Source organism: Bacillus pretiosus (assembly GCF_052947655.1).
In genome coordinates this window covers 5098466-5114409 of record NZ_CM129593.1, presented here as the reverse complement: position 1 = coordinate 5114409, position 15944 = coordinate 5098466, and the positions used below count along the sequence as shown (strand labels likewise).

At 36.5% G+C, this 15944-nt stretch carries 14 protein-coding genes; 9 read left to right on the top strand and 5 right to left on the bottom strand.

The features are described 5' to 3' along the window. Positions 1-83 precede the first annotated feature (83 nt). A complete protein-coding gene (gene map / locus ACU8YW_RS26530) occupies positions 84-878 on the bottom strand; it encodes a type I methionyl aminopeptidase (RefSeq protein ID WP_097889515.1) in 795 nt (264 codons plus the stop codon). 157 nt (positions 879-1035) lie between these two features. Here map and ACU8YW_RS26525 point away from each other — a divergent pair, with 157 nt between their 5' ends. The 4 genes from ACU8YW_RS26525 to ACU8YW_RS26510 are packed head-to-tail and all read left to right on the top strand — an operon-like array spanning position 1036 to position 4399. Continuing rightward, positions 1036-1938, top strand: a complete 903-nt coding sequence (locus ACU8YW_RS26525; RefSeq protein ID WP_097907575.1) for an ABC transporter ATP-binding protein — start codon at positions 1036-1038, stop codon at positions 1936-1938. Then, positions 1935-2669 carry an ABC transporter permease gene (locus tag ACU8YW_RS26520; protein WP_064470371.1) on the top strand — a complete coding sequence of 245 codons (735 nt, stop codon included), beginning with the start codon at positions 1935-1937 and terminating at the stop codon, positions 2667-2669. Before ACU8YW_RS26525 ends, ACU8YW_RS26520 begins: the two co-directional genes overlap by 4 nt. Next, a complete protein-coding gene (locus ACU8YW_RS26515) occupies positions 2670-3800 on the top strand; it encodes a sensor histidine kinase (RefSeq protein ID WP_097907574.1) in 1131 nt (376 codons plus the stop codon). Next, entirely contained in the window at positions 3797-4399 is a 603-nt protein-coding gene (locus ACU8YW_RS26510) for a response regulator transcription factor (protein WP_000619265.1), read from the top strand. Before ACU8YW_RS26515 ends, ACU8YW_RS26510 begins: the two co-directional genes overlap by 4 nt. A 12-nt stretch (positions 4400-4411) precedes the next feature. Here the strand turns inward: ACU8YW_RS26510 and ACU8YW_RS26505 are convergent, their stop codons facing one another. After that, positions 4412-4735 carry a bacillolysin gene (locus ACU8YW_RS26505; RefSeq protein ID WP_141542778.1) on the bottom strand — a complete coding sequence of 108 codons (324 nt, stop codon included), beginning with the start codon at positions 4733-4735 and terminating at the stop codon, positions 4412-4414. A gap of 411 nt (positions 4736-5146) precedes the next feature. Here ACU8YW_RS26505 and ACU8YW_RS26500 point away from each other — a divergent pair, with 411 nt between their 5' ends. Next, the gene (locus tag ACU8YW_RS26500) at positions 5147-6004 is read left to right on the top strand and encodes a helix-turn-helix domain-containing protein (RefSeq protein WP_097889519.1); all 858 of its coding nucleotides are present in this window, start codon (positions 5147-5149) and stop codon (positions 6002-6004) included. Positions 6005-6094: 90 nt separating this feature from the next. Beyond that, on the top strand, positions 6095-6241 hold the full coding sequence (locus ACU8YW_RS26495; RefSeq protein ID WP_097889520.1) for a quorum-sensing peptide PapR: 147 nt from the start codon (positions 6095-6097) through the stop codon (positions 6239-6241). 16 nt (positions 6242-6257) lie between these two features. Here ACU8YW_RS26495 and ACU8YW_RS26490 read toward each other — a convergent pair whose 3' ends face one another. The 3 genes from ACU8YW_RS26490 to cls form a co-directional block, all read right to left on the bottom strand. Next, positions 6258-8936 (bottom strand): DUF4084 domain-containing protein, encoded by a 2679-nt coding sequence (locus ACU8YW_RS26490; RefSeq protein WP_088608227.1) that lies wholly within the window; start codon positions 8934-8936, stop codon positions 6258-6260. A gap of 128 nt (positions 8937-9064) precedes the next feature. After that, on the bottom strand, positions 9065-10018 hold the full coding sequence (uvsE, locus tag ACU8YW_RS26485; RefSeq protein WP_141542779.1) for a UV DNA damage repair endonuclease UvsE: 954 nt from the start codon (positions 10016-10018) through the stop codon (positions 9065-9067). 32 nt (positions 10019-10050) lie between these two features. Next, positions 10051-11244, bottom strand: coding sequence for a cardiolipin synthase (cls, locus tag ACU8YW_RS26480; RefSeq protein WP_446894022.1), 1194 nt, complete (start codon positions 11242-11244; stop codon positions 10051-10053). A gap of 353 nt (positions 11245-11597) precedes the next feature. Here cls and ACU8YW_RS26475 point away from each other — a divergent pair, with 353 nt between their 5' ends. The 3 genes from ACU8YW_RS26475 (at position 11598) to ACU8YW_RS26465 (ending at position 15910) form a co-directional block, all read left to right on the top strand. Further along, a complete protein-coding gene (locus tag ACU8YW_RS26475; protein ID WP_199695441.1) occupies positions 11598-13709 on the top strand; it encodes a (Fe-S)-binding protein in 2112 nt (703 codons plus the stop codon). 111 nt (positions 13710-13820) lie between these two features. Continuing rightward, complete coding sequence (mmgA, locus tag ACU8YW_RS26470) at positions 13821-15002, top strand: acetyl-CoA C-acetyltransferase (protein ID WP_087985985.1); 1182 nt, start codon at positions 13821-13823, stop codon at positions 15000-15002. A gap of 56 nt (positions 15003-15058) precedes the next feature. Next, entirely contained in the window at positions 15059-15910 is an 852-nt protein-coding gene (locus ACU8YW_RS26465; protein ID WP_000538863.1) for a 3-hydroxybutyryl-CoA dehydrogenase, read from the top strand. Positions 15911-15944: the final 34 nt, after the last annotated feature.

Here is a 15944-nt window from a genome sequence, read left to right as displayed (position 1 = left end):
TTCAACAATAGTTCACATATTTTCCCAAAAATAAAAACGGCTGTTTTATGTGGAATAAATCTACAAAACAGCCGTTTTTGGTATTAGATTTCTGTTAAGATTATCGGCTCGCCGCGTGTTACGACAACTGTATGTTCACATTGTGCAACAAGGCTTTTATCAGGTGTAACGAATGTCCAACCATCATCGCCACGTTCGATAATGTGATCAGCTTTCATAGAAATGAATGGTTCTACAGCGATAACAAGACCGTCTTTTAGAAGCGCATTATCCATTGGGTCAAAGTAGCTTAAAATGTGGTTTGGTGCTTCGTGTAAGCTAAGACCAATACCGTGACCAGTTAAGTTTTGAATTACATTATATCCATTTTTATGTGCAAAGTTTGAAACAGCACGACCAATTTGGTTTTGTTTGGAACCAGCTTTCACCTTTTTCATCGCTGCCCAAAATGCATCAACCGCTGCTTGGCAAAGCTTTTCTTTTGCTTCATCTTCTCCAAGTACAAATGAAATACCTGTATCTGCATAATAGCCATCAAGTGCAGCAGATACGTCGACATTTACTAAGTCGCCTTCTTTTAATACGCGATCTCCTGGAATACCGTGAGCAACTTCTTCGTTTACACTGATGCAAGTTACACCTGGGAAATCATATTCTTTTTCAGGTGCAGAAATAGCACCATGCTCATCTAATACTTTTTTACCGATCAAATCAAGCTCTTTCGTTGTCATACCTGGCTTCGCTTCTTTTTTCATTTCTTCACGTGCAAGTGCAACGATGCGGCCGATTTTTCGTAAGCCTTCTAAATCTTGTTCATTACGAATAATCATGAAAACCACTGTCCTTCCTCGAATGTATATCTTATCCGATTGTATCATGTTTATTTTCGTCCTGCTACTCGCTTGCGGTATGTGGGCTGATTCCTCTCATAAGGAATACATGACAATTGTCATATCGATGTCATGACGCATCATACTGTTTCCTAAGTTTTCCAACACGTACAATGTAAATATAAGAAACAGCGGGGGTGGAGAGATGGAAAAGATTATAGAAGTAAATGGTGTTTCTAAAACATTTAAATATAAAAAGGCAGTAAATAACGTCTCATTTTGTGTGAATAAAGGAGAAATTGTAGCACTACTTGGACCGAATGGTGCAGGGAAAACGACGACGATGTCGATGATGCTTGGATTAAAGGATCCGACGGAAGGAACTGTTTCTATATTTGGAAGGAGTCCCAAGCATAGAGATGTTCGTAATAGCCTCGGTGCGATGCTACAAGAAGTAAGTGTCATTGATAGCATTACAGTAGAAGAGGCAATTGAGTTATTACGTAGTTATTATACGAATCCGGTAGCGAAAGAAACGTTACTACAGTTATCAAATTTAGAATCGGAGCGAAAGCAAAGATGTGAGAAATTATCAGGTGGGCAAAAAAGAAGGTTAAACTTTGCACTCGCACTTGCAGGAAATCCTGATTTGCTATTTTTAGATGAGCCGACAGTTGGAATGGATATTACGTCTCGAAGAACGTTTTGGGAAACAATTCGAAAGTTAGCAAGTGAAGGGAAAACAATTATTTTAACAACGCACTATTTAGAAGAAGCGGATGCATTGGCGAATCGCATTTTATTATTTGCGAATGGAAAGATTATCGCAGATGGTACACCAGATGAGATGAAGGCGACGATTTCGCGAAAAACAATCAAGTTTTATTCGAAGGAAAGTATTCCTGCAAAATTACTAAAAGAATTACCAAACGTAACCGAAGTACAGTCAAACGAAGGGCACTTCACTTTAACAACTGGAGATACAGATGCAACTTTAAAAGCGATTTATCAAAAGAACTTACCTGTAACAGATGTTTCAGTTGAACGTGGAAGTCTTGATGAAGCATTTGAACAGTTTATCGCAAATCAGGAGGAGGGAATCGCATGAGAGCTTTATGGATGCAATGCAAAATAGAAATTTTACGTACGTTTCGTAATAAATTGTTTATCTTTTTCTCATTACTAATGCCAGTTATGTTTTACTACATTTTCACAAATGTTATTCAAGTGCCACAAAACGGAGATGCTTGGAAAGCGCATTATTTAATCTCAATGGCGACTTTTAGTATTGTAGGGACGGCACTTTTTAGTTTCGGTGTAAGGATTTCTCAGGAAAAGGGGCAAGGGTGGACACATTTGTTAAAAATTACACCACTTCCAGAGGGGGCATATATAACAGCCAAAATCATTGCTCAAACTGTAGTGAATGCTTTTTCAATCTTAGTTATCTTTATCGCAGGAATATTAATTAATCATGTCGAGTTAACAGTAGGGCAATGGATTGGCGCTGGATTATGGTTGTTGTTAGGTGTAACACCATTTTTAGCGTTAGGAACAGTAATAGGTTCTATTAAAAAGGCAGATGCAGCAGCGGGTTTAGCGAATATTTTAAATATGAGTCTAGCTGTAATTGGTGGCCTATGGATGCCGATTGAAGTATTCCCAAAAATATTAAGAACGATTGGTGAATGGACACCAACATATCACTTCGGAAGCGGTGCATGGGATATTGTAGCTGGAAAATCAGTTGGTTGGGAAAATATCGCGGTACTAGGAGGTTATTTCCTTATATTTGTTGTAATATCAATATATATAAGAAAAAGACAGGAAGCGGTATAAATGATAGAGAAGAAGAGGATTGAGATTTTTCCGAAACAGATGGGTTTCTTCCCGTATATGTGGCTTGTGTATCTGTTATTTCCAATTTACCATCTAGCACAAGCATCGGGATGGAAGCTTGTAATGGGGAGTGGTATGTTGATACTTTTTGTTATCACATACCGTCAACTTTATTTTGTTAATAAGACTTTCGTTTTATGGGCATGTATGCAAATGATACTCACACTGCTATTTGCTTTTTATTATAATGCCTTCATGATATTCTTTGGTTTTTTCACAGCAAGTGCGATAGGGTTTGCGCCAAATAAGAAAGAGTTTCGAGTGTTGTTAAGTTTGTTAGCTGTAATGCTTGGAATTTTTATATTTGTAAATATGAATCAAATATCAACTACAAGTTTAGTGAATATTGTTCCGATGTTTATTTTAATGCTTATTACGCCATTTGGTATGCGCAACTTTAATCAAAAAAAGATGTTAAGAAATCAATTAAACGAAGCGAATGAGCAAATTAAAGACTTAGTAAAACGTGAAGAGCGGCAGCGGATCGCAAGAGATCTTCATGATACGTTAGGACATACGTTATCACTCATTACTTTAAAAAGTCAGCTCGTGGAGAAGTTAATTGTTAAAAATCCGGAGCGTGCAAGTGCGGAAGCGAAGGAAATTACACAAACATCTCGTACCGCTTTAAAGCAGCTAAGGGAATTAATCTCTGATATGCGTATGATTACAGTGGAAGAAGAGCTTGAGCAAATAAAAGCAATCTTACAAGCTGCTACTATTGAATTAGAAATAAAACAAGAAACGAGTGCAAGTTCGTTATCACCAATTGAACAAAATATTTTAGGAATGTGTTTACGTGAGGCTGTGACGAATGTTGTAAAGCATAGTAAAGCGACGCGTTGCACAGTTTCTGTACTAGAATCACAAGGTGAATTAATTTTGACAGTAGAAGATAATGGAGTTGGTTTAGCAGATCAAAACCATGATGGAAATGGCATTCGTGGTATGAAAGAGCGCATCGCTCTTATTGACGGGTTTGTTGAACTGGGCACAATCAATCCAGGGACACTATTAATAGTAAAAGTACCAGTTGTCATTAGAACAGGAAAAGATGAGGTGAGGGCATGATTCGAATTATTATTGCAGAAGATCAGCGGATGCTTCGTGGTGCATTAGGGGCCCTACTTGATCTAGAAGATGATATTGAAGTAATTGGGCAAGCTGCCAATGGGGAAGAGGCGTTAAAACTAATTGAATCGCTACAACCTGATGTAAGCATTATGGATATTGAAATGCCAATTCAAAGCGGATTAGATGTTGCGGAAACGTTACAGAAAGAAAAATCAGCATGCAAAGTAATGATTTTAACAACATTTGCGCGCCCTGGATATTTTGAACGAGCAATGAAAGCTGGCGTGCACGGATATTTATTAAAAGATAGCCCAAGTGAAGATTTAGCTGCAGCGATTCGTAATGTAATGAAAGGAAAGCGAGAGATTTCTCAAGATTTGATGTTCGGCTTATGGCAGGAGCAAAATCCGTTATCAGATCGTGAAAAAGAAGTATTGCTACTTGCGAAAGAAGGAAAGACGGCAAATGAAATTGCGAAGGCGCTCTATCTTTCGCCTGGTACAGTACGTAATTATATTTCTGAAGTATTAACGAAGCTTGATGCGAAAAATAGAATTGAGGCAATTACAATTGCGGAAGAAAAGGGATGGATATGAAAAGAAGTTTACCTATGAGTGGTAAGCTTCTTTTTTCTTATAAACAAGTATTTCAATAGAGAGTTTTGTCACAGTCGCATCGCTCAGAATTTGAAGTATATCGTGTAATTTAGATTTTACTTCATTTTTCGACAAAAAATTTGTTATAGTAAGATTAGGTTGTTGATTTAAGTTTTGGATAACTTTACCACTAACAGTTGTGATTACTCCATTTTTATCTACTTTTACAATAAGATCTTGGCCATATACTTTATAGTGTTTATATGTTTGTGCAAGGCGAGCTTCGGTTTGATTTTCTTTTGTTGCTTTATTTGTAGGTTGGGAATCTACATTCATTTCAGTTGTCATTCACTTTTGTTGAGCTTTCGCCTCATTTATCTCACCTTTTAAATACTTTTTCAGCATATTTTTTCGTATCATTTTGAGGTTGTGTAATTTTTTAAGCGTTAAATTAGGCTAAGTAATTTCAAATTTTACTTTATTTCTGTCTAATTCTTGGGTGTGAATAACTTCTGCTACTGCTAATAAAGGAAAAAAAACCGAATGTAACGAAGGCACGGGCGAATTTTCTATAATTTATCTATAAAACCACTAATCTATTATTGTATGTGAGACGAATTGTATGAAGAATTTGCCGAATTTTATATATATTATGCATTATTTCATGTCAAAAATTGTCGAATTCACATTATTGTAGTGGTATGACAACTTAACAAATTATATTGTTATAATGGATGGTGAGTAAGTATGCACGCAGAAAAATTAGGAAGTGAAATTAAGAAAATTAGGGTAATGAGGGGATTAACACAAAAACAGTTATCCGAGAACATATGTCATCAATCGGAAGTGAGCCGAATTGAATCAGGCGCGGTATACCCAAGTATGGATATATTGCAAGGTATTGCAGCAAAATTACAAGTTCCCATTATTCATTTTTATGAGGTACTCATTTATTCTGATATTGAGAGGAATAAGCAGTTAAAAGATCAAATTATTATGCTTTGTAAGCAAAAGAAATATAAAGAAATTTATAATAGGGTATGCAATGAGTTGAAAAAGGAAGAATATCATCCCGAGCTTCAGCAATTTCTTCAATGGCAATATTATGTAGCTGCTTACATATTAAAAAAAATCGATTATGAATATTGTATTTTAGAATTAAAGAAATTGCTCAATCAACAATTGGTAGGAATAGATGTATATCAGAATCTTTATATTGAAAACGCAATTGCAAATATTTATGCTGAAAATGGTTATTTGAAGAAGGGTATTGATTTATTTGAAAATATATTAAAACAATTAGAGACATTGCATGATAATAAAGAATTTGATGTGAAGGTGAGACATAATCATGCAAAAGCATTATTCTCAGATAATCAATACGAAGAAGCGCTTTGCCACGCAAATAAAGCTATTGAACTATCGTGCCAAATTAATAGTATGACATTAATTGGACAGTTATACTTTCGAAAAGGTGAATGCCTAGCAAAGCTAGGGTGTGATAGAGCGGAAATTGAAGATGCTTATGAAAAAGCGTGTTTCTTTTTTGATATATTAGGAAACCATACATTAAAAGAATCACTTATGAAAAAAATGAAGAAATAAAAAAGATCTAAAAAATAAATATGCATAATTGCATAATGTATGGATAAATTTTCATGATATATTTAAATAAAAAAATGCGGGTGATGGAATATGAAGAAACTACTTATTGGTAGTCTATTAACGTTAGCGATGGCATGGGGTATTTCATTAGGAGATACAGCATTAGAGAAAAGTCAAATAATTTCTCACAATAATCAAGAGGTACAATTAGCTGGAGAAGTACCTTATGAATATTAAAAAACAACCGTCTTACTTAGACGGTTGTTTTTTTGTGTAGTAACATCCAAACGTCTTTACTAGAAACAGGCTTGCTAATAAGGAATCCTTGAATGTGGTCACAGTTTTGTTCATATAAAAACTTCCATTGTTCTTCCGTCTCTACACCTTCTGCAATAACTTCTAAATTTAGTTCTTTAGATAGTGTAATGATGGAGGAGATAATCGCTTCCTCTAAAGGACTATTTGTAATTCCGCAAATAAACTCTCGAGCAATTTTTAATGTGTTGATTGGGTATTTTGTTAAATAAGCTAAAGAACTATAACCAGTTCCAAAGTCATCGATTGAAATTTGAATACCGAGATTTTGAAGCTGTTCTAGTTTGGAAATGACAGATTGATTTTGATTAATTGCGATACTTTCTGTGATTTCGATATCTAGTGCTTCTGATTTTAGTTCGGTTTCTTCTAACACTTTTGAAATAGTAGGGATTAAATCTGCATGGTTAAATTGAACAACAGATAAATTCACACCAACTTTTAAGTGAGAAAACCCTTGATTATGCCATCTTTTTGCCTCTAAGCAAGCCGTACGTAAAATCCAATTTCCAAGTTCAATAATAAATCCGGTTTCCTCCGCTAGAGGAATGAATTGGGCAGGAGACACGATGCCGAGTTTTGGGTGCTTCCAACGAATTAATGCTTCAAAACCGATAATTTGTTTTGTTTTCGTACTTACTTGTGGCTGATATTCAAGGAAAAATTCATTTTGTTGTAATGCTTTTGCAAGTTCGCCTTCTAAGAATTGAATTTCATTTTGGGCGATACTCATTTCTTTTGAGAAGAAAACAAATCTGTTTTTCCCATTTGCTTTCGCGCGATACATAGCCATATCGGCATTTTTCATTAATTCAGTAACATCGGTTCCGTAATCAGGATACATGGCAATACCGATACTCGGTGTAATAGATAGTTCTTCGTCTTTAATGAAGAATGGTTTGTTTAAAATGGTTAAAATTTGTTCAGCTATAAAAGCAGCACTTTTTTCTGAGTACATATCTGGTAATAGAATTGTAAACTCATCTCCGCCTTGGCGAGCAACGATATCCTTCGAACGCAAGCAACTGCGTAACCTTTTTGCTACTTCAATTAATAATAGATCTCCGACGTCGTGACCAAGTCTATCGTTAATTTTTTTGAATCGATCTAAATCAAGGAACATGACGGCAACATCATTTGCGCTAGTTTGAGCTATATTTAAAATGTTCTTTAAATCTTTTTCAAACTTTCGGCGATTTGGTAATCCAGTCAGTGCATCATGAAAGGCTAAATGTTCTACTTGTTTTTGTTTTTCATATAAAGTTGTAATATCACGTGCTATGCCGAACATCCCAACAACTTCTTTGTTTATGAAAGTAGGGATGAGTGTAACGTGAAGGTAATAGTAATAGCCTTCTTTTTCTTTTGTGCGAACTTCTAAAGTTTGTGGTCTACCTTCTTTTGTTATTTGTAAAGCTTTCTTTAGTAGATCATGGTCTTTTGAGTCAATAAAGTGTAGAAGAGAATAGCTTTCTACTTCACAATAGTAGGCAGTAAATAAGCTTTCACAAGCTGTATTAGATTGTTGGAAAATACCATCCATATTTAAAGAGAAAACGGCATCAGGATGATCTTCGAATAATGATTTATAGCGTTGTTCACTCTTTGATAACGCAGATGCACCCTCTTCTACTTTGCCTTCTAGTTGTGTAGTCAACTGTTCATATGTATCGATTAGTGCTTGATTATCTTTCCACATGTAAAGTTGTCGTAGGAATAATAAGATGAGTGATAATACTAGACCGATTAGCATGAACTTATCATCCCAAGGTTGAATAAGAATAAAGGAAAAAGTAATGATTATACTGAAATAGGGTAATATAAAGCGCACATAATCAAATCGATAATACTTTGTTTTCGTTTCATGCTGCATTGGTTTGTCCAAAATGTATAGTATGGAAGATAAACCAATTAATAAAATTGAAGCAGTATGTACTAAATAAGAGACTTCAGAAGAAGTTTTCATCCCCATGTTTAGTTGGAACAGATGTATATACCCGTACACAAGTATGATAGTAAAACCGATAATTAATGAAATTCTGCTAGCAGAATATTGTTCTCGTCTATATAGGCTAATAACGGCGTAAATTACTAATGCTTGTGCAATAAAGTATCCAATTAAAACCCAGTGATCTGTTGTTAACATACGAAAGCTTGAGAGGTCCAAAATAAAAGTTAAGGTAAAATAAATATTCATAATAACAATAAAGATGCTATCGAATGAAAATTGAGCAAGGCCTCTAATAGAGTAATGTTTTATGAATTTGATAGCAAACCCAGAAAAGAGCAAAATATATTGTATGATGAAAAAGGGCAATGCCTTATATGAGAATATGACTTGATCATATATAGAAAGTGAATGAAGGAATAAAGTTATTTCCATAGTTAGTCCGCATATGCAAGTGCAGAGTAATAAAACCCAAAATAATTTATCACTACGCTTCATTTTCTTAATAGCTTTATATAAGCAATAGCAAGAAAAGAGTGCAGCAAAACAAAATAAGAAGAGAATTCCAATTTCTTTTATATTCAAGTCCTTAGGGATAAGAAATATCCAAAGGGAAAATATAATTATATACATCGTGACAAAGTGTACATATTTTTTTTGATTAATCATATTATGGCTCCGTTTCAATAAAGTTGAATCGCAGGTGGAAAATGCTAATTCCAATCATAGCATATACAATAGGTTGTTTTTTACTATAAAAATTACTTTTTTTGAAAAAAATAGCTCAACATTACAATTTACCATTGTAATGTTGAGCTATTTACTCTTTTTATCCCTCTTATAGAGGATAATTCATGTATTAATTGCAGCATTGCTAAATCTTTCTGTTTACTTTCAATCATAATATCGAAATTATGGTTGATTTTTTTTGCAATGTGTAAGAAAGGCTTAATAAACTCTAAATCAATATATTCAGAGTGAGCCCTAAATTCTTTTTTTGATTTAGGGGAGGAAATGTGAACTTTAGGAGGGACATTTGTATGTGACCAAGTTTCAAAAATTGCAGGGAGTAACACTTCTAGCGGTTCCTCGCAAAGGTTTGCCATGTGATGATGATAATCAAATACGAATGGAATCTTTTCTTTTTGGCAAATCGATAAAGTTTCAGCAGTTGTATATGTTTTATCATCATTTTCAAGCGTCATTTGCTCTTTTATATGTGCAGGAAGTTTTTTTATGTTTTCATGGAAACGTCCAACTGCTTGTTCTTTATTTCCATAGGCACCACCTACATGGATGTTAATATAAGAAGAATCTGCAATTCCTATTGCATCTAATACTTTATAATGATAGGCCATATCTGTAATAGCGTTAGTTGTAATATGTGGCTTGTCGCTTGTAAATAGCGTAAATTGATTTGGATGAAAACTTACTCGTAAATTGTGTTCTTTAATTAATGCCCCAATTTTACGCCAAAACGGTGTAAATGCACCGATATAATCAAACTCGACTTCGGGATGCGTTGCAAGTGGGACGATGGAAGAAGATAAGCGATATAATGGAATTTCATGCGCTATATTGTAATGAAGAATACGTATTGTATGCTCGAGATTTTGCCGTGTAACATCGTATAATTTATCTTCTCGTTCTTGTTTATTAAGCTTTTGAAAGCTTGTAAATGTCATCGTTTTAGCCGGAGAACAGTCCCAGAGTGCCATTGCATGTGAGACATATCCGAAACGCATAATCATAATGAATACATCTCCTTTATCCATTATCTTTCCTATAGAAAGAAAGCAAGTATCGTTCCTACCCATTCTTTTCCCCTATCAATAAGAGAATGCAGGCTAACATCTTTAAAGGAAAGTAATGACGCATTTTCTAGATCTTCATGGAATTTGTTTTTTACTGTTTGTATAAAATGTTTATCATATAAAAGGCAGTTGATTTCATGGTTAATATATAAACTTCTCATATCAAAGTTTGCAGTTCCAATATCACAAATATAATCATCGACTATAATAACTTTAGCGTGAAAAAAACCTTGTTGAAATGCGTAAATATTACACCCAGCTTGTATTAACTTTCGGCAATATGGGAATTTTGCTTCGCGAACAAGGGCGTGATCTGCTTTTTCTGGAACGAGAACCGTGATTTGGACCCCACGTTTTCGCGCTTTTAATAATGCATTCATAATTTTCTTCCCAGGAATGAAATATGGTGTACCGATAAAGAGTTCTTTTTCCGCACTTTCGATTAAATGTAAAAATGTATTTTGCAAATAGGCACCATCAGTAGGGATAAAACGATGTAGAATGATTCCTGGTTGTTGCTTAGGAAAATAAAGAGGTGAATCTAATAAATTTTGGTTCGTATCGTCGAGCCAATCATGTAAAAATTGCTTTTGTAAATCTTGTATTCCTTCTCCTGTAAGGCGTAAATGATAATCGCGCCATAATCCTAATTTTTGATTATGCCCTAAATATTCTTCTCCAATATTAAACCCACCAATATAACCAATTTTCCCGTCAATAACTGTAATTTTTCTATGGTTTCTTTGATTTGCAGAAAAGAACGGAAAAGGAAATTTCACTTTATGACAAAATGAAAAAGAGACGCCGTGTTTTTGTAGGGAACGAATTGCCTCGTTTGATAAATAATGGCTTCCCAATCGATCGAGTAAAAGTCTTACTTCAATTCCTTCCTGTGCCTTATCGATAAGTAACTTTAAAAATTCACGACTGATTTTATCGTTTTTTACAATGAAGAATAAAACGTGCACATGGTGCCTTGCTTGTTGTATATCAGTAAATAAAGCATCATATAAATCTTGACCGTATGTATAAAGGTGAAAATTACTTTGACGTAAAGGGAAAGTACGAGAGCGCACACGCTTTAAATGAAGAATCCTCCCATATAAAAGGTCAATTGTGATCCAAAGAGTAACGCATATTAACAAGAGAGATAAGAAGAACATAAGTGAATTCCCTCCTTTGCATTCTTTTCGCCTTCATTTTACTGGCTGCCCGGAAAATCCCGATTGGCTTCACCTTATCCCATATTAAGGGGTGGTAAGCCTCCTACTTAAAAATTAGGCTTACTTAAAGGAATCAGGCGAGAGGAAACAACCCCCTACGGATTAAAGTTTCACTTTATAGTTTCACCGAAATAAACAGCTTTATTAAAAAATATGTTGTTGTATAACAAAAAACTGTTGACTGAATGCTCACTCATTATATAATGAAGACAGGGGATAAAATTCAGAAAATTATATGTTTTTGAAGATTCTAAAAAAGAAAGAGAGCTTACAAAGAGAGGGGTAGCATAAAAATGAATAGCTTACTGATCATTAATTGGCTGGCTGCCATTGCTGTTATTGCTTATGCGGGATATTTGTTTGTGTATCTTATACGGACGAGGATGGCCTACATACAGTTAGGAAAAAAGATTGAATTTGACCGTCGTTTTAAAGAGCGTTGGGATCTCCTTAAGGTCAATGTTTTCGGTCAGAAAAAGCTGCTGAAAGATAAGAAGAGCGGCATTATTCACGTTATGTTCTTTTACGGATTTATTCTTGTCCAATTTGGAGCAATTGACTTCGTTTGGAAAGGACTCGCACCAGGATCACATCTTCCACTTGGACCACTATACCCTGCATTTACATTCTTCCAGGAAATTGTCACACTTGTTATTTTAATTGCAGTCTTTTGGGCTTTTCATAGACGTTATGTTGAGAAGCTAGTTCGTTTAAAACGTAATTTCAAATCAGGCCTTGTTCTTATCTTTATTGGTGGCTTAATGATTTCTGTGCTACTTGGTAATGGGATGGGAATTATATGGCACGGCGAGGAGCTTTCATGGAGTGAACCGATCGCTTCTGCAATCGCTTACGTTTTCTCGGGAATAAATGAAACCGCAGCTATTTCTGTGTTCTATTTCTCTTGGTGGGTGCATCTACTAATTTTGTTAACGTTTTTAGTGTATGTTCCACAATCAAAACACGCGCATTTAATTGCGGGACCAGTTAACGTTTTCTTCGGACGTCTTTCAAATCCAGGGAAACTTGAAAAGATTGACTTTGAAGATGAAACGCAAGAAACATTTGGTGTTGGTAAAATCGAAGACTTTAGACAAAATCAGCTTATTGATTTATACGCTTGCGTAGAGTGTGGTCGCTGTACAAATATGTGCCCGGCAACAGGGACAGGGAAAATGTTATCGCCGATGGATTTAATTTTAAAACTTCGCGATCATTTAACTGATAAAGGAGCAGCAGTGACATCAAAAGCACCGTGGGTTCCAGTAGTTGCTTTTAATAATACACAAGGAAATCAGTTAGCGATGATGGCAGCTGGGAAAGGGCAACAAGAATCAGCAGCTACAACGCTTGCTTACGATCCGAGTTTAATCGGAGATGTTATTACAGAGGAAGAGATTTGGGCTTGTACAACGTGCCGTAACTGTGAAGATCAGTGTCCGGTTATGAATGAGCATGTTGACAAAATCATTGATTTACGCCGCTATCTCGTTCTAACAGAAGGAAAGATGGACGCGGAAGCGCAGCGTGCGATGACAAATATCGAGCGTCAAGGGAATCCGTGGGGACTGAACCGTAAAGAGCGTGAAACTTGGCGCCAAGGTGATGATGAAGTAACGGTTCCAACTGTAAAAGAAAAATCGAAAGCTGGCGAGGAGTTCGAATATTTATTCTGGGTTGGTTCAATGGGATCATATGATAATCGTAGTCAGAAGATTGCGATATCGTTTGCGAAGTTAATGAACGAAGCAGGTATTTCATTCGCGATACTTGGTAATAAAGAAAAGAATTCTGGAGATACACCGCGACGTCTTGGAAATGAATTTGTCTTCCAAGAGATGGCGACAAAGAATATCGAGGAATTTGAAAAAGCAGGAGTGAAGAAAATCGTTACGATTGATCCTCACGCTTATAACACATTTAAAAATGAGTATCCAGACTTTGGCTTGCAAGCAGAAGTCTATCATCATACAGAATTGTTAGCTCAGTGGGTGAAAGAAGGACGCTTAAAACCTGTTCACGCTATTGAGGAAACAGTTACGTACCATGATTCCTGTTACTTAGGAAGATACAACGAAGTATACGAAGCGCCACGCGATATTTTGAAAGCAATTCCTGGTGTGAATCTTGTAGAAATCGCACGTAACCGTGAAACCGGAATGTGCTGTGGCGCAGGTGGTGGCTTAATGTGGATGGAAGAGACAGCAGGTTCACGTATTAACGTTGCTCGTACAGAACAAGCACTAGCTGTGCAACCATCCATTATCGGTACAGGTTGTCCATATTGCTTAACGATGATTAGCGATGGGACGAAAGCGAAAGAAGTAGAAGAGAAGGTTCAAACTCTTGATGTAACAGAGATTTTAGAACGCTCTGTTATCGGACAGAAGAAAGAAGCGATGTAATCTGCAAGCATGAATACAACTTTAGAGAGAGGTGCAATTGTTGCACCTCTTCTCAACGTAAGAACACCGAGCGAGCGCTCGGTGCTAAAAAAAGAGATGGGGGAAATAGATATGAGTAAAACAGTTATTTTAAGTGCTGCAAGAACACCGGTTGGGAAATTTGGAGGATCTTTAAAAGACGTGAAGGCGACAGAACTTGGGGGAATTGCAATTAAAGCAGCGCTTGAGAGAGCAAATGTTTCTGCTAGTGATGTTGAGGAAGTTATATTTGGAACGGTTATTCAAGGGGGACAGGGGCAAATTCCATCGCGCCAAGCTGCGAGGGCTGCTGGAATCCCTTGGGAAGTACAGACGGAAACAGTGAATAAAGTTTGTGCATCAGGGCTTCGTGCGGTTACGTTAGCGGATCAAATTATTCGTACTGGCGATCAATCACTAATTGTAGCTGGCGGTATGGAGTCGATGAGTAACAGTCCTTACATTTTACGAGGTGCAAGATGGGGATACAGAATGGGGAACAACGAAATCATCGATTTAAACGTTGCTGACGGCTTGACATGCGCATTTTCAGGTATACACATGGGTGTTTATGGCGGAGAAGTTGCGAAGGAAGATGGAATCTCTCGCGAAGCGCAAGATGAATGGGCTTATCGTAGCCATCAGCGTGCGGTTTCAGCGCATAAAGAAGGACGTTTTGAAGAGGAAATCGTGCCAGTAACGATTCCGCAAAGAAAAGGCGATCCTATTGTCGTTGCAAAAGATGAGGCGCCACGCGCGGATACAACGATTGAAAAATTAGCGAAATTAAAACCTGTATTTGATAAGACGTCGGCAGTGACAGCGGGTAATGCTCCTGGACTAAATGATGGCGGTGCTGCGCTCGTATTAATGAGCGAAGACAGAGCAAAGCAAGAAGGAAGAAAGCCATTAGCGACAATTTTGGCACATACAGCAATTGCAGTGGAGTCTAAAGATTTCCCAAGAACGCCAGGTTATGCAATTAACGAATTGTTGAAAAAAACAGGCAAGACAATTGAAGATATCGATTTATTCGAGATTAATGAAGCATTTGCAGCGGTAGCAATTGCAAGTACAGAGATTGCAGGAATTGACCCAGATAAATTGAATGTAAATGGCGGCGCAGTGGCAATGGGACATCCAATTGGAGCAAGTGGAGCGCGTATTATCGTTACACTTATCCACGCACTGAAGCAGCGCGGCGGCGGAATTGGAATTGCTTCTATTTGTAGCGGTGGCGGTCAAGGTGACGCAATTATGATTGAAGTTTGTTAATTTACGTGTAGGTGATTTTTGATTTATTAACAATTTATATTAAGGGGGAAGAAAGAATGGGTGTACAAAAAATAGTTGTAATTGGTGCAGGACAAATGGGTTCGGGAATCGCACAAGTATGTGCAATGGCAGGATATGATGTGAAGGTACAAGATTTAAAACAAGAGCAATTAGACAGAGGATTGGCTATTATTACGAAAAACTTAGCGCGTCAAGTAGAAAAAGGGCGCATGAAGGAAGAAGAAAAGGAAGCGACGTTAAATCGCCTTACAGTAACGCTTGATTTAGATTGTGTGAAGGAAGCGGATCTTGTTATTGAAGCGGCTGTTGAGAAAATGGACATTAAAAAGAAAATTTTCGCGAATCTAGATGAAATCGCTCCAGAACACGCAATTTTAGCGACGAATACGTCCTCTCTACCAATTACTGAAATTGCAGCAGTAACGAAACGCCCAGAAAAAGTAATTGGCATGCATTTTATGAATCCAGTTCCAGTTATGAAACTTGTTGAAATTATTCGTGGTTTAGCTACAGATGATGAGGTGTATGAAACAATTGAAGATATTACGAAAAAAATCGGGAAAGTGCCAGTCGAAGTAAATGATTTCCCAGGATTTGTATCGAACCGTATTTTATTACCGATGATTAACGAAGCGATCTATACGTTATATGAAGGTGTAGCGACGAAAGAAGCGATTGATGAAGTAATGAAACTAGGTATGAATCATCCGATGGGACCACTTACATTAGCTGATTTTATCGGTTTAGATACATGTTTATACATTATGGAAGTGTTGCATGAAGGATTAGGAGATAGTAAATATCGCCCATGTCCATTATTACGCAAGTATGTGAACGCAGGATGGTTAGGACGTAAAACAGGCCGTGGTTTCTACGTTTACGAATAAAGTCCTCCTTTTATTAAAATAGTGGTCTTACCAA